This is a genomic window from Thauera sp. DNT-1 (assembly GCF_055393985.1).
Window position 1 is genome coordinate 160,585 of the sequence record NZ_AP043752.1, and the last position, 21,751, is coordinate 182,335.

21 protein-coding genes and 1 tRNA gene are annotated in these 21,751 nt (G+C 70.5%); 11 read left to right on the top strand and 11 right to left on the bottom strand.

Translation table 11 applies throughout. The features are described from left to right. The first annotated feature begins 174 nt into the window (after nucleotides 1–174). The 5 genes from purN to ACZ5PP_RS00790 all read left to right on the top strand — a co-directional run bounded on the left by purN (nucleotide 175) and on the right by ACZ5PP_RS00790 (nucleotide 4,836). The gene (gene purN, locus ACZ5PP_RS00770) at nucleotides 175–831 is read left to right on the top strand and encodes a phosphoribosylglycinamide formyltransferase (RefSeq protein WP_004329949.1); all 657 of its coding nucleotides are present in this window, start codon (nucleotides 175–177) and stop codon (nucleotides 829–831) included. After that, nucleotides 831–1,568, top strand: a complete 738-nt coding sequence (locus ACZ5PP_RS00775) for a DUF3108 domain-containing protein (protein ID WP_464826584.1) — start codon at nucleotides 831–833, stop codon at nucleotides 1,566–1,568. Before purN ends, ACZ5PP_RS00775 begins: the two co-directional genes overlap by 1 nt. Nucleotide 1,569: 1 nt before the next feature. Further along, the gene (locus tag ACZ5PP_RS00780; protein WP_012585204.1) at nucleotides 1,570–2,913 is read left to right on the top strand and encodes an RsmB/NOP family class I SAM-dependent RNA methyltransferase; all 1,344 of its coding nucleotides are present in this window, start codon (nucleotides 1,570–1,572) and stop codon (nucleotides 2,911–2,913) included. 49 nt (nucleotides 2,914–2,962) lie between these two features. Further along, nucleotides 2,963–3,517 (top strand): phospholipase D family nuclease, encoded by a 555-nt coding sequence (locus ACZ5PP_RS00785; RefSeq protein WP_004316714.1) that lies wholly within the window; start codon nucleotides 2,963–2,965, stop codon nucleotides 3,515–3,517. A 149-nt stretch (nucleotides 3,518–3,666) separates the two neighbouring features. Next, nucleotides 3,667–4,836: a DesA family fatty acid desaturase gene (locus tag ACZ5PP_RS00790; protein WP_012585205.1), complete on the top strand. Its 1,170-nt coding sequence runs from the start codon at nucleotides 3,667–3,669 to the stop codon at nucleotides 4,834–4,836. A 26-nt stretch (nucleotides 4,837–4,862) separates the two neighbouring features. On the opposite strand, the gene queD is transcribed toward ACZ5PP_RS00790, so the two are convergent. Continuing rightward, nucleotides 4,863–5,306, bottom strand: coding sequence for a 6-carboxytetrahydropterin synthase QueD (queD, locus tag ACZ5PP_RS00795; protein WP_004316710.1), 444 nt, complete (start codon nucleotides 5,304–5,306; stop codon nucleotides 4,863–4,865). An 87-nt stretch (nucleotides 5,307–5,393) separates the two neighbouring features. On the opposite strand from queD, the gene ACZ5PP_RS00800 reads away from it, so the two are divergent. Then, the gene (locus tag ACZ5PP_RS00800; protein WP_464826585.1) at nucleotides 5,394–6,272 is read left to right on the top strand and encodes a radical SAM protein; all 879 of its coding nucleotides are present in this window, start codon (nucleotides 5,394–5,396) and stop codon (nucleotides 6,270–6,272) included. Nucleotides 6,273–6,289: 17 nt separating this feature from the next. Here ACZ5PP_RS00800 and ACZ5PP_RS00805 read toward each other — a convergent pair whose 3' ends face one another. Beyond that, nucleotides 6,290–6,583 carry a helix-turn-helix domain-containing protein gene (locus tag ACZ5PP_RS00805; protein ID WP_004316704.1) on the bottom strand — a complete coding sequence of 98 codons (294 nt, stop codon included), beginning with the start codon at nucleotides 6,581–6,583 and terminating at the stop codon, nucleotides 6,290–6,292. Nucleotides 6,584–6,837: 254 nt separating this feature from the next. Here ACZ5PP_RS00805 and ACZ5PP_RS00810 point away from each other — a divergent pair, with 254 nt between their 5' ends. The 4 genes from ACZ5PP_RS00810 (at nucleotide 6,838) to ACZ5PP_RS00825 (ending at nucleotide 9,266) form a co-directional block, all read left to right on the top strand. Continuing rightward, a complete protein-coding gene (locus ACZ5PP_RS00810; RefSeq protein ID WP_012585207.1) occupies nucleotides 6,838–8,070 on the top strand; it encodes an aspartate kinase in 1,233 nt (410 codons plus the stop codon). A 60-nt stretch (nucleotides 8,071–8,130) separates the two neighbouring features. Further along, a tRNA-Ser gene (locus ACZ5PP_RS00815) sits at nucleotides 8,131–8,224 on the top strand. Nucleotides 8,225–8,346: 122 nt separating this feature from the next. Next, entirely contained in the window at nucleotides 8,347–8,637 is a 291-nt protein-coding gene (locus ACZ5PP_RS00820) for a DUF5710 domain-containing protein (protein WP_043745511.1), read from the top strand. Nucleotides 8,638–8,654: 17 nt separating this feature from the next. Then, complete coding sequence (locus tag ACZ5PP_RS00825) at nucleotides 8,655–9,266, top strand: 3'-5' exonuclease (protein ID WP_004316696.1); 612 nt, start codon at nucleotides 8,655–8,657, stop codon at nucleotides 9,264–9,266. A gap of 84 nt (nucleotides 9,267–9,350) precedes the next feature. On the opposite strand, the gene ACZ5PP_RS00830 is transcribed toward ACZ5PP_RS00825, so the two are convergent. Further along, nucleotides 9,351–9,857, bottom strand: coding sequence for a MaoC family dehydratase (locus ACZ5PP_RS00830; protein ID WP_004316695.1), 507 nt, complete (start codon nucleotides 9,855–9,857; stop codon nucleotides 9,351–9,353). Between the two features lie 185 nt (nucleotides 9,858–10,042). Here ACZ5PP_RS00830 and ACZ5PP_RS00835 point away from each other — a divergent pair, with 185 nt between their 5' ends. Then, on the top strand, nucleotides 10,043–11,302 hold the full coding sequence (locus ACZ5PP_RS00835; protein ID WP_004316694.1) for an Hsp70 family protein: 1,260 nt from the start codon (nucleotides 10,043–10,045) through the stop codon (nucleotides 11,300–11,302). Here the strand turns inward: ACZ5PP_RS00835 and ACZ5PP_RS00840 are convergent. From ACZ5PP_RS00840 to ACZ5PP_RS00875, 8 genes are all read right to left on the bottom strand, one after another. Further along, nucleotides 11,293–12,489: a methyltransferase gene (locus ACZ5PP_RS00840; protein ID WP_012585210.1), complete on the bottom strand. Its 1,197-nt coding sequence runs from the start codon at nucleotides 12,487–12,489 to the stop codon at nucleotides 11,293–11,295. The genes ACZ5PP_RS00835 and ACZ5PP_RS00840 overlap by 10 nt on opposite strands. A 143-nt stretch (nucleotides 12,490–12,632) precedes the next feature. Continuing rightward, the gene (locus ACZ5PP_RS00845; RefSeq protein WP_273424332.1) at nucleotides 12,633–13,565 is read right to left on the bottom strand and encodes a SphA family protein; all 933 of its coding nucleotides are present in this window, start codon (nucleotides 13,563–13,565) and stop codon (nucleotides 12,633–12,635) included. 93 nt (nucleotides 13,566–13,658) lie between these two features. Further along, complete coding sequence (locus ACZ5PP_RS00850) at nucleotides 13,659–15,110, bottom strand: aldehyde dehydrogenase family protein (protein ID WP_273424334.1); 1,452 nt, start codon at nucleotides 15,108–15,110, stop codon at nucleotides 13,659–13,661. Nucleotides 15,111–15,180: 70 nt separating this feature from the next. Continuing rightward, on the bottom strand, nucleotides 15,181–16,731 hold the full coding sequence (locus tag ACZ5PP_RS00855) for an FAD-binding oxidoreductase (protein WP_004328373.1): 1,551 nt from the start codon (nucleotides 16,729–16,731) through the stop codon (nucleotides 15,181–15,183). A gap of 55 nt (nucleotides 16,732–16,786) precedes the next feature. Beyond that, on the bottom strand, nucleotides 16,787–17,377 hold the full coding sequence (locus ACZ5PP_RS00860; RefSeq protein WP_276656987.1) for a hypothetical protein: 591 nt from the start codon (nucleotides 17,375–17,377) through the stop codon (nucleotides 16,787–16,789). Nucleotides 17,378–17,386: 9 nt separating this feature from the next. Continuing rightward, nucleotides 17,387–17,746, bottom strand: coding sequence for a c-type cytochrome (locus ACZ5PP_RS00865; RefSeq protein ID WP_004319526.1), 360 nt, complete (start codon nucleotides 17,744–17,746; stop codon nucleotides 17,387–17,389). 299 nt (nucleotides 17,747–18,045) lie between these two features. After that, nucleotides 18,046–19,443, bottom strand: a complete 1,398-nt coding sequence (locus ACZ5PP_RS00870; protein ID WP_004319523.1) for a sigma-54-dependent transcriptional regulator — start codon at nucleotides 19,441–19,443, stop codon at nucleotides 18,046–18,048. Continuing rightward, nucleotides 19,436–21,580 (bottom strand): XylR N-terminal domain-containing protein, encoded by a 2,145-nt coding sequence (locus ACZ5PP_RS00875; RefSeq protein ID WP_004319522.1) that lies wholly within the window; start codon nucleotides 21,578–21,580, stop codon nucleotides 19,436–19,438. Before ACZ5PP_RS00875 ends, ACZ5PP_RS00870 begins: the two co-directional genes overlap by 8 nt. Nucleotides 21,581–21,751 lie beyond the last annotated feature (171 nt).

Here is a 21,751-nt window from a genome sequence, read left to right on the forward strand (position 1 = left end):
GGGGGCGGCACAGCCTTCCGCCGCTCGTGCAGAAAACCGGCGATTTTCCTTGCCCGTGCCGGGAGCGTGGCGCGGGTCGGGTATCATCGCGGCCATGCTCCGGGGCGGGCGCCCGCCGGTCCGCGCGCCCAAGCCCTGTCCTCCGCCAGGATCTTTTCATCGTTCCAGCATCCCATGAAGTCCATCGTCATCCTCATTTCCGGCCGCGGCAGCAATATGGAAGCCATCGTGCGTGCGGGCATCCCGGGCGCGCGTATCGCCGCGGTGATCAGCAACCGGCCGGGCGCCGGCGGGCTCGAGTTCGCACGCGCGCACGGCATCGCCACCGCGGTCGTCGACCACAAGTCCCACCCCGACCGCGCCGGCTTCGACCAGGCGCTCGCCGAGTGCATCGACGCCCATGCGCCCGACCTGGTCGTGCTCGCCGGGTTCATGCGCGTGCTCGGCGACGGCTTCGTGCGCCGCTACGAAGGCCGCCTGCTCAACATCCACCCCTCGCTGCTGCCGGCCTTCCCGGGGCTGCACACCCACCGCCGCGCGCTCGAGACCGGGGTGAAGGTGCATGGCGCGAGCGTGCATTTCGTCACCGCCGAGCTCGACGACGGGCCGATCGTGATCCAGGCCGCGGTGCCGGTGCTGACGGGCGACGACGAGGACAAGCTGGCCGCGCGCGTGCTGGCGCAGGAACACCTCATCTACCCGCAGGCGGTACGCTGGTTCGTCGAGGATCGGCTCGAACTCGTCGCCGGCCGCGTGAGCCTGCGCGACGCGCCGGCCCAGGACGGCGAGGCGCTGCTGGTGCCTGCGCCCGAGGGCGGAGGGCGGGCGTGATGCGCGGGCTGGTCGTGGGCCTCGCGCTCGCCGCCTGCGCGAGCGCGGCGGCGCTGCCCGTCGGCGCAGCGGCCGAGCCGCCCGCGCAGGGCCACATCGTCTATGACGTGCACTATGGCTCGTCCGGCTTCAAGGTGGGCGAGGCGCGCCACGAGTGGAAGCTGGACAAGGGGCGCTACGCGCTCTCGCTCGCGCTTCAGGCCAAGGGGCTCGCCGGCCTGTTCGGCCTCGAATACGAGCAGCGCAGCAGCGGTACGGTGGACGCAAAGGGCATGCGCCCGGAACTGTTCGAGGTCGACCAGCGCGGGCGCAAGCCCGAGCGCGCCGAGTTCGACTGGACTGCGGGCAAGGTCAGCATCCGCCGCGGCGGCGAGGAGCGGCGCAACGGCGAGATCCGCGCTGGCGACCAGGATCTGCTCAGCCTGTGGCACCAGGCGCGCAAGGTGGTCGAGTCCGGCAAGCCGGCGCGCTTCGCCGTGGTCACCAACAAGAGCATCAAGCAGGCGGTGGTCGAGCCGCGCGGCGAGGAGCGCCTCGAGCTCGCCGGCGAGCAGCTCGACACCGTGCGCCTGCACGCCTTTGCCGAGAAGGACGACCTCGACATCGACATCTGGCTGTCCAGGCGCCATAGCCTGCTGCCGGTCCGCATCCGTATCACCGACGACAAGGGCGGCGTGCTCGACCAGCGCGCTGCGCGCATCGAGGCGGGCGTGCCCGCCGCCAGGAACCCGAACTGAAATGAAACCCAAGACCGAAAAGCCCCGGACCCGGGCGATCAAGCGGCAGGAGCCGGCCGCGGCCGAGCGCCCGGCCGAGGGCGCGGTGTCGCGCACGCTCTTCATCCAGGCCACGCAGGCGCTCGGCGCCGTGCTCGCCTTCGACTACCCGGCCGACGCCGTGCTGTCGCGCCATTTTCGCGACAACCGCGAGCTCGGCCACCGCGACCGCGGCTTCATCGCCGAGGCGGTGTACGGTGTGCTGCGCCGGCTGCGCTGGCTGCGCCGCATCGCCGGCGCGGAGGCCACGCCGCGCATGCTGCTGCTGGCCTGGTTCGCGCGCGGCGAGGGCTGGCCGATGCGCAACTTCGAGGGCCTGGCGAGCGCCACGGAGCGCGACTGGATCACCTCGATCAAGGCCGCCGAGGCGGGCGAACCCAGCCTGGCCGAGCGTGCCGACCTGCCCGACTGGCTGGCCGAGCGCCTGCTCGCGCAGATGGACGGGGACGAGCTGCTCGCGCTCGCGCACGGGCTCAACCGCCCGGCGCCGCTCGACCTGCGGGTGAACCTGATCAAGAGCGACCGCGACGCGCTGCTCGAGCGCCTGCAGGCCGACGGCGTGCGTGCCGAGCCCGGCCGGCTGTCGCCGCAGGCGATCCGCCTGGCGGGCAAGCCGGCGCTGCAGAAGCATCCACTCTTCCTCGATGGCAGCTTCGAGGTGCAGGACGAGGGTAGCCAGCTGCTCGGCCTGCTCGTGCAGCCGCGCCGCGGCGAACTGGTGGTGGACTTCTGCGCCGGCGCCGGCGGCAAGACCCTGCAGCTGGGCGCGATGATGCGCTCGACCGGGCGCCTGTACGCCTTCGACGTTTCCGAGAAGCGGCTCGCCAAGCTCAAGCCGCGCATGGCGCGTGCCGGCCTGTCGAACGTGCATCCGGTGCTGATCGCCCACGAGGCCGACGCCAAGGTCAAGCGCCTGGCGGGCAAGGCCGACCGCGTGCTGGTCGATGCGCCCTGCACCGGGCTGGGCACGCTGCGCCGCAACCCCGACCTCAAGTGGCGCCAGTCGCCGGCGGCGGTCGAGGAGATGGTCGCCAAGCAGGGCGCGATCCTCGCCGCGGCGGCGCGCGTGGTGCGCCCGGGCGGCCGCCTGGTGTATGCCACCTGCAGCCTGCTCGCCGAGGAGAACGACGGCATCGTCGACGCCTTCCTGGCCGCGCATCCCGAGTTCCGCGCGCTGTCGGCGCAGGAAGTGCTGGCGGCGCAGGGTGTGGCGCTGGAGACCGGCGAGCGCCTGCGCCTGCTGCCGCATGTGCACGACACCGACGGCTTCTTTGCCGCCGTCATGGAGCGTGCCAAGGGTGGGTGAGCGCGGACATGAGCGGGCGCATCGGCGGGCAGGCAAGCGCCACGCGCCGATGCTCGGGTGGATGGCGGCGCTCGCCCTCCTGGCGCTTCCCGGCGTACACGCGAGCGAGCGTTTCGCGGGCAAGGGCGAGATCGAACTTGCCTTCGCTCCGAGCGACGACACCGAGAAGGTGGTGATCAACCTGATCCGCGGCGCGCGCAAGAGCCTGGAGGTGCACGCCTACGCCTTCACCAGCCGCAACATCGCCGACGCGATGGTGGCGGCGCAGCGGCGCGGGGTGCGCGTCGAGGTGCTCGCCGACGCGCAGATGAATCGCCGCGAGAAGGGCAATGCGATCCCGCGCCTGCTCGCCGCCGACGTGCCGGTGGCCTTCGAGACGCGCTACAACGCCGCGCACAACAAGGTGCTGATCGTGGACGCCGAAGGCCCGCGCTGCGCGGTGCTGACCGGCTCCTACAACTTCACCTGGTCGGCTGACAACCGCAACGCCGAGAACATCCTCATCGTGCGCGACCACTGCGAGCTTGCCCGCGCCTACCGCGCCAACTGGCTGCGCCACCGCAAGGACGCGACCCGCGTCACCTCCCTGCCGTGGCGGGAGTAAGGTTCTCGTAGCAGCGACGCAGGTCGCGATGCGGGCACCGGAAGACCCCTCCCGCGGTATGGCGGGGTAACAAAGGCTGGACTGCATCCAATCCGGAACGGCCTTGCGTAGAATCGTCCTGCTGTTTTCTCTTGTGGACGTTTCCTCGCATGTACAACGGTCTCTTCGATCTCCCCTGGTGGGGCTACGTGCTGGTGGCGCTCGCGCTCACCCACGTCACCATCGTCTCCGTCACCGTCTTCCTGCATCGCCATCAGGCGCACCGCGCGCTCGAGCTGCATGCGCTGCCCAGCCATTTCTTCCGCTTCTGGCTATGGCTGACCACCGGCATGGTCACCAAGGAGTGGGCGGCGATCCACCGCAAGCACCACGCGAAGTGCGAGACTGCGGAGGACCCGCACAGCCCGCAGACGCGCGGCCTGCACAAGGTGCTGTGGGAGGGCGCGGAGCTCTACCGCGCCGAGGCGAAGAATGTCGAGACGCTGCAGCGCTACGGCCACGGCACTCCCGACGACTGGCTCGAACGCAAGGTCTACCGCCACTCCATCCTCGGCGTGGCCATCATGCTGGTCATCGACCTCGTCGCCTTCGGCCCGCTCGGGCTGACGATCTGGGCGGTACAGATGGCCTGGATCCCGTTCTGGGCGGCGGGGGTGGTCAATGGCGTGGGGCACTTCTGGGGCTACCGCAACTACGACTGCGACGACGCCTCGCGCAACCTCGTGCCCTGGGGCATCCTGATCGGCGGCGAGGAGCTGCACAACAACCACCACAGCTTCGCGACCTCCGCCAAGCTGTCGGCGAAGTGGTACGAGTTCGACATCGGCTGGATGTACATCCGCCTGCTCGAGCTGCTCGGCCTCGCCAAGGTCAAGAAGACGATCCCCCGGCCCAGGTTCGGCGAGGTCAAGCCGGTGCCCGACCTCGACACCCTGCAGGCGATCGTGACGCACCGCTACGACGTGATGACGCGCTACGTGCGTTCGCTGCGCGAGGTCTTCGTCGACGAGGCGCGCCGGCTGGGCGAGGTGCACGGGCTGGAGCTGAGCGCCCGTCGGCTGCGGCGCTGGGTGCTGGGTGGCGAGCTGCGCGGACTGGACGACACCCAGCGCAGGCGGCTGGAGCAGGCCGTCGAGGGCAGCCCGGCGCTGCGCACGGTGGCGGCGATGCGCGACGAGCTCGCTGCGTTGTGGTCGCGCTCGAACGCCAGCCGCGAGCAGCTGCTCGCGCAGCTGCAGGACTGGGTGGCGCGCGCCGAGCGCAGCGGCATCCGTCCGCTGCAGGAGTTTTCGCTGCGGCTACGCAGCTATGCGGCGTGAGCGAGGGGTGGGGCGTCAGGCGCGACTCAGTCGCGCAGGGCGTCGGCCCAGCAGTTGGGGGTCTCGTACAGGCGCACGCGCTCCAGCCTGAGGTGGTTGCCGTAGGTGTCGCGATAGGCCGGGTCGAGGATGCGGAAGGCCTCTGCGGCGAGGTTCTCGGCGGTGGGCACGACGTCGAGCACGACGGTCTTGTGGCCGGGGATCGCGGCCAGCAGTTCGAGCACCAGGTGGTCGCCCCGGTAGGCCAGGAAGGCGTGGTCCCAGGGGCCGACGACGTATTCGTTGGCGATGCGCTTGACGTCGGCGAAGTCCATCACCATGCCGTTGACCGGTACGCCGTCGGCCTTGATGATGTCGCCCGACAGCGTCACCTCCAGCGCGTAGCGGTGGCCGTGCAGATGCCGGCACTGGCTGGCGTGGTCCGGAATCCGGTGTCCGGCGTCGAATTCGAGGCGGCGGGTGATGCGCATGGCGGGTCTCTCTGGAAAGGCGCCGGAGTATAGCACCGGCGCGCCCGCGCCGACTCCGCGTATTTTCCGCAAGTGGTTGAACAAACGATGAATTCTTCCCAAGGACAGCCCCCCGGCACGCTCGCGACCCTGACGGTGGGCAAGCACGATCGCGACCTCGCCGGGCTGACCTACGTCTATCCAGTGCTGTCGCGCCGCGCCGGCGGGGTGTCGGTCGGCATCAACCTGAACCCGAACAACGCCTGCAACTGGCATTGCGCCTACTGTCAGGTGCCCGACCTGGTGCGCGGCAAGGCGCCGGAGATCGACCTCGCCCGGCTCGAGAGCGAGCTGCGCGGCTTCCTCGCCGACCTCATTCACGGCAGCTGGATGGAACGCCACGTGCCCGAGGGCGCGCGGGTGATCCGCGACATCGCCTTTTCCGGCAACGGCGAGGCGACCAGCGCCGAGGTCTTCCCCGAGGCGGTCGCGCTGGTGCTGCGGCTGCGCGACGAGTTCGGGCTGTCACCGCAGGCGGTGCCGGTGCGCCTGATCACCAACGGCAGCCTGCTCGCGCAGGCGCGCGTGCAGGAGGGCGTGCGCCGGCTGGGCGAGGCGGGCGGCGAAGTGTGGTTCAAGGTGGATGGCGGCAGCGTCGAGGCGATCGAGCGCATCAACGGGGTGCGGCTCGAGCCCGCGGCGGTGGCGCGCAACCTGACGCGCTGCGCCGAGCTGTGCCCGACCTGGGTGCAGACCTGCATGTTGCGCTGGGACGGCGCGCTGCCGTCGAGCACGGACATCGACGCCTGGCTCGCGCTGCTGGAGGCTGCCGGAACGGAGCGCCTGCGCGGCGTGCTGCTCTACGGTGTGGCGCGGCCGTCGATGCAGCCGGAGGCGCCGCGGATCGCGACGCTGGCGGCGGAAGAACTCGAGGCGATCGCCGAGCGCGCCCGAAAAAAAGGGCTGACGGTGCGCGTCAGCCCTTGATCGCGCGCGGCATGCGCTCAGCGCTCCTTGCGCTTGGCGCGTGCTTCCTTCTTGAGGGTCTTGTAGAGCTCGGGGTTGGTCGCCTTGAGGTACTCGGCAACCTCGACGTCGTCGCGCTTGACCTTGTTGATGTCGATCTGCTCGACATGGACCAGGCGCAGCAAGGCCTGCACCGGGCGGGGAATGTTGCGGCCGCTCTCGTAGCGCGAGCCACCGCTCTGGGTCACGCCGATCTTGGACCAGAACTGCGACTGGTTCAGGCCGAGCTTGCGGCGAATTTCGCGTACATCCAGCTTTTCATTTGCTTTCATGGAGATTTCCTCGAGTTTGTATCCGTTCGGGCCTTCCCGGACTCGATGCGGACAGGATTCTGCCTATGACTAAGGTCATAGAACGCATGCAGTATAGGTTAGTATTCTCTCTACATACAAAATAGATTTTAGCAAATTCAGCAAATAAGTAATAAAAAACACGTCCTGGAGATTTTGTTTCGATCGGGCGAGCAAAACTTCACGCCGCCGGATAGCATCGCGGACCTTATTCACCTGTAGTTTTGGATACGACGATGGCGCTGATAGTTCAGAAGTACGGTGGAACCTCGGTGGGGACCCCCGAACGCATGCGGAGCGTCGCCCGCAGGGTGGCGAACTTCCGGGCGCAGGGCCATCGCGTGGTCGTCGTCGTGTCGGCGATGAGCGGCGAGACCAACCGCCTGATCGCGCTCGCCCGCGCAGTCGCGCCAAGTCCCCGCACGCGCGAGCTCGACGTCGTCGTATCCACCGGGGAGCAGGTCAGCATCGGCTTGCTGTGCATGGCGCTCGACGACCTCGGCGTCCCGGCACGCAGCTACACTGGCGCGCAGGTAAGGATTCTCACCGACTCGACGCACACCCGGGCGCGCATCCTCGACATCGACGCGGCGCCGATCCGCAAGGACCTCGACGCCGGCGGGGTGGTGGTGGTCGCCGGCTTCCAGGGCGTGGACGCACACGGCAACATCACAACCCTCGGCCGTGGCGGCTCGGATACCACTGCCGTGGCGTTGGCCGCCGCGCTCGAGGCGGACGAATGCCAGATCTACACCGACGTGGACGGCGTCTACACCGCCGATCCGCGCATCGTCCCCGAGGCGCGCAAGCTCGATGCCGTCCGCTTCGAGGAGATGCTGGAGCTCGCCAGCCTGGGCTCGAAGGTGCTGCAGATCCGCGCGGTCGAGTTCGCCGCCAAGTACAAGGTCAAGCTGCGGGTTCTCTCCAGTTTCGAGGAAGACCCGGGAGAGGGCACGTTCATCACCGTCGAGGAAAGCAGCAACATGGAAAGACCGGTCATCTCCGGCATCGCCTTCGTGCGCGACGAGGCCAAGCTCACCCTCACCGGCGTGCCCGACCGGCCGGGTATCGCCTACCAGATCCTCGGTCCGATCGCCGATGCCGACATCGACGTGGACATGATCATCCAGAACGCCCCCCGCGACGGCTCGACCGACCTCTCCTTCACCGTCGCGCGCGCCGATCTTGCGCGTGCCGTGAAGGTGCTCGAAGGCGTGCAGGCCCACGTCGGCGCGCGCTCGATCGAGAGCGACGACACCATGTGCAAGGTCTCGGTGGTGGGGGTCGGCATGCGCTCGCACCCCGGCGTCGCCGCGAAGATGTTCCGCACCCTGGCCGAGGAGGGCATCAACATCCAGATGATCACGACCTCCGAGATCCGCATCTCGGTGGCGATCGAGGAGAAGCACCTCGAGCGCGCGGTGCGCGCCCTGCACAAGGCCTATGGCCTGGATGTGGCCGCTGAATAGATGCGTTCGATCAACGTTTGACCGGCAGGCGCGAACTCGCTATGATCGCGCCTTCCTGATGGAGACGTGGCCGAGAGGTCGAAGGCACTCCCCTGCTAAGGGAGCATGCGGGCTAAAACTCGCATCGAGGGTTCGAATCCCTCCGTCTCCGCCAGAGCACTCAAGCCCCTGATCCATAAAGGGGCTTTTTTGCGTCCACAGTGCGCAGAGCGGATGCGCCCGAGGCATCCCGCGGCGGCCTGTGCCGGACTTCCAACTTCCCGCCCGGTGACCCCCATGCGACACGACCTGAAGGTGCCCTTCGCCGAAAAGGACCAGGCGAAAAAGCTCGGTGCGCGCTGGGACGCTGCGCGCAAGCGCTGGTACATCGACGGCGGCCTCGATCCGGCCGTGTTCGCGAGGTGGCAGCCGATGCCGCACGACGCGGCGGCGTCGAGGCGAGGCGCGCCTGCCGGTGCCGAGGGCAAGGTGCAGGTCGGCAGCCGCTTCGTCGCGTTGCCGCGGGTGTGCGACTGCCTGCCCTGGGATGACTGCGACGTCTGCCGCCTGCAGGCGTGGCCGCAATAGACGGGGAGGGTGCAGGCATGGAAGCGGTGGCGGTGATCGACTTCGAGACCACGGGGCTGTCGCCTGCGCAGGGCGACCGCGCGACCGAGATCGCCGCGGTGATCGTGCGGGACGGCCGGGTGGTGGATCGCTACCAGAGCCTGATGAACGCGGGCGTGCGCATCCCGGCCCATATCGAATCCCTGACCGGGATCTCCAACGCGATGATCCGCAGCGCCCCGACTGCGGCGCAGGTGATGCGCGAGGTCGCGGACTTCATCGGCGGCATCCCCATGGTCGCCCACAACGCCGCATTCGATGCGAAGTTCTGGGATGCCGAGCTCGCTCGCATCGAGCGCGCGCGCAAGCAGGACTTCGTGTGTTCGCTGCTGCTGTCGCGCCGCCTGTTTCCGCTTGCCCCCAGCCACAGGCTCGGCGCACTGGTGGAGTACGCCAGGCTGCCGGTCGCCGGCCGCTTCCACCGTGCGCTCGCCGACGCCGAGATGGCGGCCAGCCTGCTGCTGCGCCTGGAAGAGGAGCTGCGCCAGCGCCACCGGGTCGCGCAGGTGTCGGTGGAGCTGCTGTGTCGCATCCAGCGCGCCTCGAAGGCGCAACTGCCCAAGTGCCTGGCGGCTGCACGTGAAGGGTGAGCGAACAGGCACGGGTGAGCGGCCGGGCGCGGGGCTCGCCCGCTCCCATCGGTGTCCGCATCCGCCGCGCTGTGTCCGCGCAGCTCAGGCCGCGGCGGGGGTGCGGCAGCCGATCAGATTCATCGCGAGCATGCTCAGGACCACCCTGTCGTGCTGGTTGAGCACCTCGATCTTCGAGCGCACCAGGCCACGGTCGGGCTTGGAGGCCGAACGCCGCGCCTCCACGATGGTGACCCGCGTGCTCAGCACGTCGTCCGGACGCACCGGCTCGAGCCAGCGCAGCTCGTCGATGCCGGGCGAGGCCAGGCTGGCGTTGTGGGTGAGGTAATGCTCCGAGTACATCCGCATCATCATCCCGCAGGTCATCCAGCCGCTGGCGATCAGACCGCCGAACTGCGTATCCGCGGCCTTCGCGGGGTCGGTGTGGAAATCCTGCGGGTCGTAGCGGTGCGCGAACTCGATGATCTCCTGCGCGGTGACGCGCATCTCGCCGAAGCGATGCACCGCGCCGGGGACGTAGTCCTCGAAATAGCGGTCGTCGATCGGGGTGGAGAAGGTGCTGGCGGGGGGCGTGGTGTCCTTGGAGTTCATGGTGCCGTGCTCGTGTGATGGATCGGGGCGATGTTAGCCCGAAGCACGGCGAGGGCGGGCGATCGTCGTGGCCGGTGCCTGCGAGATCGTGCCGCGCGAGCGCTCGCAGTCGGGCCGCGCGGGACGCATAATCGCGACCTTTCCGTTTGTGCGCGCCGAGTGCATCCCGTTCCGCGAGCGACCCCATGACCCAGCCTCCCCGCGCCTGCGGCATCGACTTCGGCACTTCCAACTCCACCGTCGGCTGGCTGCGCCCCGACGCGCCCATCCTCGTCCCGCTCGAGGACGGCCGCGCGACGCTGCCGTCGGCGGTGTTCTTCAACGCCGACGAGGATTCGATCCAGTTCGGCCGTGCGGCGCTCGCCGAATACCTCGAGGGCTACGAAGGGCGGCTGATGCGCGCGCTGAAGAGCCTGCTCGGCACCAGCCTGATCGACGGGCAGACCGAGGTGAATGGCCGCGCGCTCGGCTTCCGCGAGCTGCTCGCGAGCTTCATCGGCGAACTCAAGGCACGCGCCGAGCGTGCGACGGGGCGCACCTTCGACCATGCGGTGTTCGGCCGCCCGGTGCACTTCGTCGATGAGGACGAGACCGCCGACCGCAAGGCCCAGGACACGCTCGAGGCCATCGCGCGCCAGGTGGGCTTTCGCGAGATCGGCTTCCAGTTCGAGCCGATCGGCGCCGCGCTGCACTACGAGCGCACCCTGAGCCGCGAGGAGCTGGTGCTGATCGCCGACATCGGCGGTGGCACGGCCGACTTCTCCATCGTCCGCCTGTCGCCGCAGCGCGCCCGCGCCGTCGAGCGCCGCGAGGATCTGCTCGGCAACGCGGGCATCCACATCGGCGGCACCGATTTCGACCGCGTCCTGAGCCTGGACTGCGTGATGCCGGTGCTCGGCTACCGCAGCCGCCTGCGCAATGGGGCCACGATGCCGGCGAGCGTGTATTTCCAGCTCGCCGCCTGGCACACGATCAATTTCGCCTACACCCGTCAGGTCTGGGCCGACCTGCAGCAGGTCTACCGCGATGCGCTCGCGCGTACCGAGCTCGATCGCCTGTGCCGGCTGATCAACCTGCGCGAGGGGCATTGGCTCGCGATGCAGGTCGAGGAGGCCAAGATCGCGCTGTCCGCGGCGGAGCGCACGCAGGTGGTGCTCGACCGCATCGAGCCCGGGCTGGTGCTCGAGCTTTCGCGCGCGGCCTTTACCGCGGCGACGCAGGGGCTGGTCGAGCGCGTCGGCGGCTGCGTGGCCGGCCTGCTCGCGGCCTCCGGTGTCGACCGGGAGCGCATCGACACGCTCTATTTCACCGGCGGTGCGAGCGGCGTGCCGCAGCTGCGCGCGCGCATCGCGGCCGAGCTGCCGCGGGCGCGATGCGTCGAGGGCGACCTGTACGGCAGCATCGGCGCCGGCCTCGCGGTCGAGGCGGCGCGGCGCTATGGCTGAAGCGGCCCCTCGCCACGCCGGCTGGCGAGGATCAGCAGGTTGCGCGGCGTCAGCGCGCGCTCGCAGAAGGTGCCGATCCTCGCCGTGAAGCCGCGCGCCTCGAAGCCGAGCACGAGGTCGAGCGCGAGCCACACCTCGAGCGCGCGCCGGAAGGCATGACGCACCAGCTCCAGGCGGCGCACCTCGTCGCGCCGGCGCTCGCCGACGGCCTCCCATTCCGCCCAGTCCAGCGCAGGCGGCAGGCGCAGGCCCTCGCGCTCGGCGAGGCGGCGGCAGAAGTCCTCGAAGCTGCCGTTCAGCCAGGCTGGCGGCACCGGGCGGAAGTGGGGCACGGGGCCGCCCTCGGCGGTCTGGCGCAGCGCGATGAAGCCGAGCTTCCAGGCCTGGTCGCGGGCGAGGCGGCGGCGGTCGTGGCGCGGCGCGGTCACGGTCTCGGTCACCGCCAGGCGCAGGGTTGCGGCATCGAGCTCGAGGCTGGCGTCGCGTCCGAGTGCCCGATAGCCGCCGTTGGCGCCGCGGTGGTAGCAGCACGGGGCGATGGCGTAGGCGGCCGCGTCGTCGCGGTCGGCGCTGCGTACCAGGCTGCGATGCAGCTCCCCGCAGGCGTGCAGCGCGAGCACCGCATGGCCGTGCAGGTGAGGGCGGGAGGCGGGATCGAGCGCGTCCGCGCACACCACGCGCTGCGGCAAGCGGCTGCGCTCGGCGAGCCGCTCCGCATCCGCGCACAGGGCCGGGTCGATCTCCAGCGAACGCACCGGCACGCCATCGGCGAGCGCCAGGCGGCGGCCGAGGTGGCCCTTGCCTGCACACCACTCGAGCAGTGGCAGGCCGGTGGCGGGCAGACGCGCGGCAAAAGCTTCGATCTGCGCTCGCTTGCGTCCGGGCACGCCGGCATCGAAGCGGCGGTCGGGCTCGGGCAGCGCGCGCGCCGGCAGGGCCGGCAGCGCGCACAATTCGACGCTGCGCAGGAGCGCGGGCAGGTGGGGGGCGAGCCAGCGCAGGGCCTCGTCCGGCTCCTGCACCAGCTGCTCGAGCGTGGCCTCGTCGAGTGCACGCAGCTCGGCGGCGAGTGCCGGCCGCTCGAAGCACCAGGGCGGGAGGCCGGCCTGGAAGGCGGGCGGACGCCACAGCGCGTCGTGGCTGGCGAGCAGGGCCTGCAGTTCGAGGAAGCGTTCGCGGTGGTTCATCGTGGGAGGAAAGGCGCGCCCGATACGCGCGCCGGTGGGCGGAAGGCGGTGGCGGCGGCAGGCATCCGACCCACGGGGGCGCGGCGAGGGCGGGGGCCGCGAACCTTCGATCCACCGCCCAGCCCACCGCCTTCCGGACCACGCTAGAACGGCATTACCAGCTTGAGCACCGCCTTGTCGCCGCCGAAGCGGTTCTCGCGCTCGAACTCGTGCTGCCATTGCGCGATCAGCATCGTACCGCCTTTGGTCGAGTAGGTCAGGCTGGGACCGGCCGCGAGCACCTCGCCCCGGCGTCCGCGCGACCACACCCCCGGGATGGCGGGGATGACCGTGCCGTCGACCTTGTCGTCCGTGGTCTGCTTGAGGTAGTAGCCCGACAGGCCCACGCCCCAGGGGCCGAAGCGGCGCCCGACGAGGTAGTCCATGTGGAAGTCGTCGCCGGAGTCGTATTTCTGCTTCGCCGCGCCGGGGCTTGCGCGGAAGTCGTCGTTGCCGCCCTTGATGTTGTACATCAGCTTGGCCGAGACCTCCCAGCCGCTCTGCGACAGCCAGGTGAAGGCGAAGATCGGTTCGAGGCTCCAGTAGTTGGCCCCGATGCTCGTACGCGGATCGCCCGACTTGTAGCGCCCGATCGGCAGGTTGATGTCCAGCCCCACCGTCCAGTGCCAGTCGCCCTGGTGCCAGGCGACGATGAAGGGGTCGATGGTGAGGTCGCCCAGCCCGCTCGCCGAGGCGCTGCCGCCGCCGAGGTTCAGGCGCTGGTGCACCACGGGCAGGATCACGTGGCCCGCCCAGTCCCCGCCCAGCACCTTGATGCCGCTCACCTTGACGAAGCGAAAGGCGTTGAACCAGGCGCTCGCGGAGGTGCCGGCGACGCGCTTGCCCTCGCCGTTGTAGAGGTCGCCGCCGTAATGGCCGAAGTAGTTGATGAAGTAGTTGCCCGGCGGCGGCACCGCGCCGGCGAACCAGGTCTCGATTCCGTTCGGATACTGGTCGCCGCCTTCCTTGGCGCCGGCCGTGCCCGCGGCGAGCGCGCCGAGCGCGACGAGGACCGCGTTGCGAAGCTGCTTGTTCATGAAGTCTCCTCCCTGTGTTTTTCTGTCAATGCGATGCGATGCGATGCGATGCAGGCCGCGGCCTCGGGTTGCGGCCCCGGGGCCGCGGGCGCCTCAGAACGGGTAGTGGCGCGGGCTCGTCTGCAGGGTGATCCAGCGCAGCTCGGTGAAGGCTTCGATCCCGGCCTGGCCGCCGAAGCGTCCCCAGCCCGAATCCTTCACGCCGCCGAAGGGCATCTGCGCTTCGTCGTGCACCGTGGGCCCGTTGATGTGGCAGATGCCCGACTGGATGCGCCCGGCCACCTGCCAGGCGCGCGCGAGGTCGCGCCCGAACACTGCGGCGGCGAGGCCGAAGGGGTTGTCGTTGGCGCAGGCGATGGCGGCCTCGGTGCCCTGGACGCGCACGATCGCCTTCACCGGGGCGAAGGTCTCCTCGTGGTAGATGCGCATCTGCGCGCTGACGTGGTCGAGCAGCGTGGCGGGCATCAGCGTGCTGTCGGCCTTGCCGCCGCACACCAGCGTCGCCCCCTTGGCGAGCGCATCGTCGATCAGCGCGTTGCAGCGCTCGACCGTGCGCTGGTCGACCACCGAGCCGAGCACCACCGGGCCCTTGCGCGGGTCGCCCAGGGGCAGGGCGCGGGCGCGCGCCGCCAGGCGGGCGACGAAGTCGTCGGCCACCGCCGCATCGACGACGATGCGCTCGGTGGACATGCAGATCTGGCCCGAGTTGGCGAAGGCGCCGAAGGTGGCCGCCGCCACCGCGGCGTCGAGGTCGGCGTCGTCGAGCACGACGAAAGGCGCCTTGCCGCCGAGCTCGAGCACCGCCGGCTTGAGGTACCGGGCGCAGGTCTGCGCGATCAGGCGGCCGACGTGGGTCGAGCCGGTGAAGTTCACCCGGCGCAGCGCCGGGTGCGCGACCATGGCCTCGACCACCGCGCCGGCGTCGGCCGGGGCGTTGGTGACGAAGTTCACCACGCCCGCCGGCAGCCCGGCGTCCTGCAGCGCCTCGATGATCAGGCCGTGGGTGGCCGGGCACAGCTCCGAGCCCTTGAGCACCACGGTGTTGCCGCAGGCGAGCGGGGTGGCGATCGCGCGCACGCCCAGGATCACCGGGGCGTTCCAGGGCGCGATGCCGAGCACCACGCCAGCGGGCTGGCGCACCGCCATCGCCACCGAGCCGGGCACGTCCGAGGGCAGGATGCTGCCCTCGATGCGGGTGGTCAGCGCCGCCGCCTCGAGCAGCATGCCGGCCGCCAGGTGCACGTTGAAGCCGGCCCAGATCGCCGAGGCGCCGGTCTCGGCGGCCATCGCCGCGGTAAAGGCCTCGGCGCGCACCTCGAGCGCGTGCGCCGCCTTCATCAGCAGCGCGCGGCGCTCGCCGGGGCCGGTGGCGGCCCACGCGGGGAAGGCCGCGGCGGCGGCCTCGACCGCGGCCACCGCGTCCGCAGCGGTGGCCGCGGGAGCGCGCGTGGCGACGCCGTGGTCGAGCGGGTTGCGGCGTTCGAAGCTGGCGCCGTCCGTGGCGCGGCGACGTTCGCCGCCGATCAGCAGGTGGATCTCGTTCATCCTTGGTTTCCTCTGCGCAAGGGCGGCCGCAGCGCACGCGTGGCACGTGCGCACGGCCGCCGGTGGGGGATCAGATGCTGATGCCGCAGCGTCCCGGGGCGATGATGTTGTTGGGGTCGAGGGCGCGCTTGAGGCGGCGCTCGACGTCGCGCTTGACCGGTCCGTAGGTGGCGGCGACCTTCTCGGCGAAGGCGGTATTGGCGCGATACACGCCGTAGCCCTCGCGGGCGAAGGCCTGCAGCAGCTCGTCGAAGCAGGCGTGGGCCTTCTTCATCTGCTCGGCATCGCTGCGATCGTAGAGCAGGTCGATGACGTGGTGCATGTCGCGCCAACCGACGATGAACTCGCCCACGTAGTCGAAGCCGTACTTGGCGAGGATGCCCTTGGCCAGCTGCATCTGCTTGAGCGTCTCGCTGCCCTTGGCCTGCGACACCGGCGCGAACCACATCGAGCCGCCGCCCCCGCGCCAGTTGTAGAGGTCGAATTCGCCGAGGTTGGGCTTGCCCTTCATGAGGTCGAAGCGGTACTGGGTGGCGCGCCCGCCCTGTTCGGTCGAGTCGGTGATCAGCGTGCCGCCGGTGGCCGCGGCCACCTGCTCGATGATCTTCCAGTTCGCCGCGTTGGTCTCCGGCGTGCCGTAGAGCGCGGCATACACGTTCCAGGCGCCGAGGTTGTGGTCCTTGCGGATCTTCTGCACCGCCTCGTCGCTGATCGCGCCCGGGCCCGGGTGGTAGTCGGCGCGATTGACCTTGGTGCAGGGCGCCTCCCACAGCGTGTGGGCGATCACCACCGCGTTGGGGATCACCATCGCGATGCGCAGCGGGCGCAGCGCGTCGACGATCTTGGTGATGTCGGTGTCTTCCGGGTACTGGATCAGGAAGGGACGGTAGTCGGGCGGCGCCGGCATCAGCCACATGCCCATCTTGGTGACGATGCCGTAGTTCGACTGGGTGAAGATGCCGTCCAGCGTCGGGCCGTAGCCCCACTTGAAGACCTGCCAGGTGTTCGAGCCTGGCATCGAGCCCATGCCGGTGCGCAGCACCTCGCCGTCGGCGAGCACCACCTCCATGCCCGACGAGAACAGGAAGTGCTCGCCGTAGGGCGTGTAGCCCACGCCGCGGTCGACCATGTTGCCGAGCGGGCCGGCGATCACGGAAGGGGCGGGGCAGGAGAACCACAGCGGCAGCTTCTTCTCCTGCAGGTAGTCGTAGAGCTGCTGGTAGGTCACGCCGGGCTCGACGAGCGCGGTGCACAGCTCGGCATCGACGTCGAGGATGCGGTTCATGCGGCGCAGGTCCATGACCAGCTGGCCGCGCTCGACCGGGGCGGCCGAGCCGTAGCCCAGGTTCTTGCCGGTGGAGATCGGATACACCGGGATGCGGTGCTGGTTGAGCACCTTCATGATGGCCTGGATCTGCTCGACGCTGTCGGGCATCACCGCGGCGGACGGGGCGTGCTGCTCGTCGGGCACGGCCATCATGATCTTGTTGTAGGGGGCGAGGGCGGTGTCCTCGGCCACGACGTATTCGGCGCCGACGATCGCGCGGATCTGGGCGAGGGCCTGTTCGAAGTCGTTCGCACTGACGCCCTTGGGCAGCACGTTGCGCGGGGTGGTGGTCATGGTTTCTCCGGGTGCGGAAGGCGGGGGGATGGCGTTCGGGTGGTGGTCCGGAGGGTCAGAGCCGGATCAGGAAGGAGGCGAGCGCTTCGTCGCCGCCCGGGACTGCGGGCAGCGACGTGCGTGCGCCCGGGGCGGTTTCGCCGAGGGTGGCGAGGTAGAAGCGCTCGACGTGCGTGGCCGGATGCGAGGCCGGTTCGTGCCAGGCGAGCGCCTCGCCGCAGCCGGTGGCGCTGCAGGCGTGGCGGGTCGCGCCCTGCGAGGCGAGGCGATGGTGGCCGTGGGCGAGCAGGTGCGCGCCGCGGCTCGACGCCATCGCCAGGAAGACGATCGCCGAGGCGTCGTCCATCACGCCGAGGAGGCGGGTGCCGTGCGGCAGCGCGAGCAGCGCGTCGACCTGCTCGGGGCGGCGCAGCGCAGCGGCGTCGCGGGCGTGCACCGGCAGCGGCCGTCCGCCATGGCCGAGCGCGGCGGCGAGGCGTTGCGCGAGGGTGACCGCGCCGCTGCGGTCGGCCTGGCCGATCACCACGACCGCAGCCGCCGCGCCCGCAGGCGAGACCAGCGCCGCCGCGGTCGCGGGCAGGCTGGCGAGCGGGGCACCGAGCAGCATGCCGCCGCCCGTCCGGCGGAAGAATTCGCGTCTGTCCATGGTCGGCTCCTACTGCGCTTTCGTGGCGGGTGCGGCGCTCGGGGCCGGCGAGGCGGGCGAGGCCGTCGAGGCCTTGGAGGCCGGCGATTGCGACACCCAGCGTGCGACGCTGGCGAGGGCGGTGTTGTCGATCTCGCTGCTGCGGAAGCTCGGCATCGCGCGGAAGCCGTGGCGCACGACGTTCTCGATGTAGGCCGCGGGCAACGCGCGACCGAGGATCGCCGGGCCGACGCCCTTGTCGTGGCAGAAGCTGCACACCTTGGCGTAGGTGCGGTCGCGCCCCTCGGCGGGGGGATCGGCCGCAAGGGCGATGTGGGCACAGCTCAGCGCGAGGCTGGCGACGAGGATTCGGATCTTGTTCGACTGCATGGTTCTCCTCCTGGGCTGGGGTATGGATTCCCCGTTGGAGGAGTACAAAGCAAGGGGCGGGCCAGGGCGCGTCTAATTGTTGAATATCCAACAATCGCGCGGATCGTGTGCGTGTGCCGGCCTCGCCGGCAGCAGGGGAGGTGTCGCGGTTTGCGACAGCGGGGACCGGGCAGGGCGCTGCACGGAGGGGCGAAAAGAGGGCGAGACCCGCGGCGGACGCGGGTTACGGGGAGAGCGTCCTGTCCTGCGACAGTGTTGCAGGCTGCGACGGGCACGCCCTGCGGCGTGCCCGCGTGCCCTTACGGTCGCGCGCCTTCGTCCGCGTGCGGGCGCAGCAGGCGGTAGATGGTCGAGCGCGCGATGCCGAGCCGGGTGGCCGCGGCGCTGACGTTGCCGTCGAGCTTGTCCACCACCCAGCGCAGGTAGGCCTGCTCCATCTCGGCAAGCGGGACGATGCGCTCGAAGCCGGTCCGGCCAGTGCTCGCGACCGTCCTGGCGCCGGGGTGCAGCAAGGCATCGACGCGCGCCGCGTCGATGCGGTCGCCGTCGGCGAAGACGAGCAGGCGCTCGACCACGTTGCGCAGCTCGCGCACGTTGCCCGGCCAGGCATAGTCGATCAGGCGCTGCAGGGCCTGGGGCTCGACGCGCGGGGCGGGCGTGCCGGGGTGGCGCCGCACCGCCTGGTGCAGCAGGTGCTCGACCAGCAGCGGGATGTCCTCGCGGCGCTCGCGCAGCGGCGGCACGACGATGTGGACGACGTCGAGCCGGTACAGCAGGTCGTGGCGGAAGCGGCCCGCGGCCACGAGCGCCTCCAGGTCGCGGTGGGTGGCGGCGATCACGCGCGCGCCGGTGCGGCGCACGGCGCTGGCGCCGAGGGGGCGGAACTCGCCGCTGTCGAGTACGCGCAGCAGCTTGGCCTGGCAGGCGAGCGGCAACTCGCCGATCTCGTCGAGGAAGAGGGTGCCGGCGCTCGCCAGCTCGAACAGGCCCTCGCGGTCCGCACTCGCGCCGGTGAAGGCGCCGCGCTTGTGGCCGAAGAGCTCGCTCTCGACCAGCTCGCCTTCGAGCAGGCCGCAGTTCACCGGGACGTAGGCCTCGCCCGCGCGCCGGCTCCAGCGGTGCAGCGCGGCGGCCACCACCTCCTTGCCGGCGCCGCTCTCGCCGGTGAGCAGCACCGGCACGTCGAGCGCCGCCGCGCGGCGCACCTGCTCGAGCATCCGCAGCCACGCCGGGCTGTCCCCGACCATGCCGTCGTCGTCGCGGCTGCGCAGGCGCGCCACCTCGACCGAGAGCGCGTCGCAGCGGCGCGCGAGCGCGCTGCGTTCGAGCGCGCGCGCGACCACGAGGTCGAGCTCGGTGAGCTGGTAGGGCTTGGTGAGGTAGTCGAAGGCGCCCAGCTTCATCGCCGCGATCGCGCTGTCGATGCTGCCGTGGCCGGTCAGCACCACGACCTCGGTGCGCGGCGCGAGCTGCTTGATGCGCTCGAGCAACTCGATGCCGTCCATGCCCGGCATCTTGATGTCGATGAGGGCGAGCTCGACACCGCCGCCCTCGATGCAGCGCAGCGCGCCCTCGCCGTCGCCGGCCTCGCTGATGCGGTAGCCCTGGCGGCCGAGGCGGCCGCCGAGCAGCTCGCGGTAGAGCTCCTCGTCGTCGACGATGAGGACGTGGCGATCGGTGATGGGTCGATCAGTCATGCTTCGCGGCTCCCGGTCCGTCTTCCGCAAGCGGCAGCACCAGGCGGAACCAGGCCCCGCCCTGGGGGCGGTTGCCGCAGGCGATGCGGCCACCCAGCTCGTTGATGATCGCGTAGCAGATCGACAGGCCCAGCCCGGTGCCCTTGCCCGGTGGCTTGGTGGTGAAGAAGGGATCGAACACGCGTTCGGCGACCCCCGGCGCGAAACCAGGCCCGCTGTCGCCGATCTCGATCTCGATGCCTTCGCCGACGGCGCGTGCGGCGATGTCGATGCGCCCGCTGCCGTTCATCGCGTCGCAGGCGTTCTTGATCAGGTTCTGCAGCACCTGTTCCAGCAGGGCCGGGCTGGTGCCGGCCTGAGGCAGACCCGGTGCGATGTCGACCGCGAGCTCGACGCCGCGGGTGAGGCCGGCGTCGTTGAAGAAGGCCAGGCGTTCGGCGACGAAGAGGCCCACGTCCACCGTCTCCAGGCTGGCGCTCTGGCGGCGCGAGAAGGCGAGCAGGTTGGCGGTGATCGCCTTGCAGCGGTGGGCCTGCTGCTGGATGGTGGCCAGTCCGCGGCGCAGCTGCGCGAGCCGCCGGTCATCACCGAGCGGCGTGCATTCGTCGAGCAGGGCCTGGAGTTCCTCGGCATAGCCGGACACCAGGCCGAGCGGGTTGTTGATCTCGTGCGCCACGCCCGAGGCGAACTGGCCGAGCGCGCTCAGGCGGTTGGCCTGCGCGAGCTCGCGCTCCATCTGCCGGCGCGCGGTGATGTCGCGCGCCACGCCGATCACACCCTCGGCGACGTCGCGGCCGACGAAGAGGGTGGAGTTGACCTCGAGCACCACGCTGCTGCCCTCGCGTCCGGAGAGCGCGATCTCGAAGGGCCGGCCGGCCTCGCCGGCGATGCGGCGGGCAAAATCGCGCTCGATGCGTGCGGCCGAAGAGGCCGGCATGAAGTCGCCGACGGCGTGCCCGATCGCCGCCTCGGGTGCGGCACCGAGCAGCTCGGCCATGCGGGTGTTGACGAAGCTCAGCCGGCCCTGGCCGTCGAGGATATAGACCGCCTCGTTGATCACGTCCTGGATCTGCTGCTCGCGCGACTCGATGCGGCGCGCGTACTCGGTGAGCTCGCGCTCGCGTTCGAGCTGGGCGCTGATGTCGAGCGCCAGCCCGCTGTAGCCCACGATGCGATCGTCCTTGAGCACGGGCTCGACCTGCAGCCGTACCGGGAAGGGCAGGCCTGCGGCGTCGCGCATCACCAGGTCGAGCGTGGTGGTGCTGCGGCGTGCCGCGATCTCCTTGAGGAAGGCGGTGGCGCGCGCGGTGTAGTCGGGCAGCACGAGGTCCTTCAGGCGCAGCGCGTGCAGCCGCGCCTCGCTCACCCCGAGGCGCAGGCGCGCCGCCTTGTTCAGGTGCAGCAGGCGCCCCGAGGCGTGCAGCGCGAACGCCATCTCGGGGAGGTCCTCGATGAGGTTGCGGTAGCGTTGCTCGGAGGCCTCGAGCTCGCGGGTGCGCTCATGCACCCGGCTCTCGAGCAGGTTGAGGCGGTCGCGCAGGTTGAGCGGCTTGAAGTATTCGCGCAGGCCGGCGAGCTCGGGCGCGCAATCGCTGGCGTTCATCAGCGTCCACGCGCAGTGGGGATCACCGCGCCCCTCGCAGGCCGTCTCCACGCAGATCATGTCGGCCTGCAGCACCCGCGAGGCGAAGCCCGAGGCATAGCCGGTCAGCGTCCAGCACACCGGCTCGTCGGCGCGACCGAACAGGCGCAGGTGCTGCTCGGCCTCGTAGGAGTGCCGCCAGCGCCCGCTCATGCGGTAGCGCCCGCTGGCATGGTCGAGCTCGAGCGCATCGGGCGCGACCTCGGCGATGCCCGAGAACATGTGGGTGCGCGGTCCGCCGAGGATGAACTCCTCCAGGCTGTCCGGATGCATGTAGGCGGCAAGCAGCTCGGCATCCTCGTAGCCGCAGCTGAAGCCGTAGCGCGTGAGCACCACCTTGGCGATCTCGCTGCCCAGGGTCTCGACCAGCTCCTTGCGCAGCGCGCCCATCGAGTCGGCATGGACGAGGATCGCCCGCCGCCCGCAAAAGCGGATCGCGCCGCTGTCGGGCATGAAGTCGATCAGCGCGTGGAAGTCGAGCTCGTCCGAACGCATCGCCGGCAGGATCTCCGTGCGGCCAGGGAAGAAACCCGGCGGCGGCCGAGGCCGTCCCCCGGGGACCGCGCAGTCTCGCGCAATTCGTCCTCCCCGTCCATGCCGCGACGAACGCGGTTGCGCGGCTGCGCCGGGCCCCGGCGTCTCGCGCCGCATGCGCCGGGGCGTGCG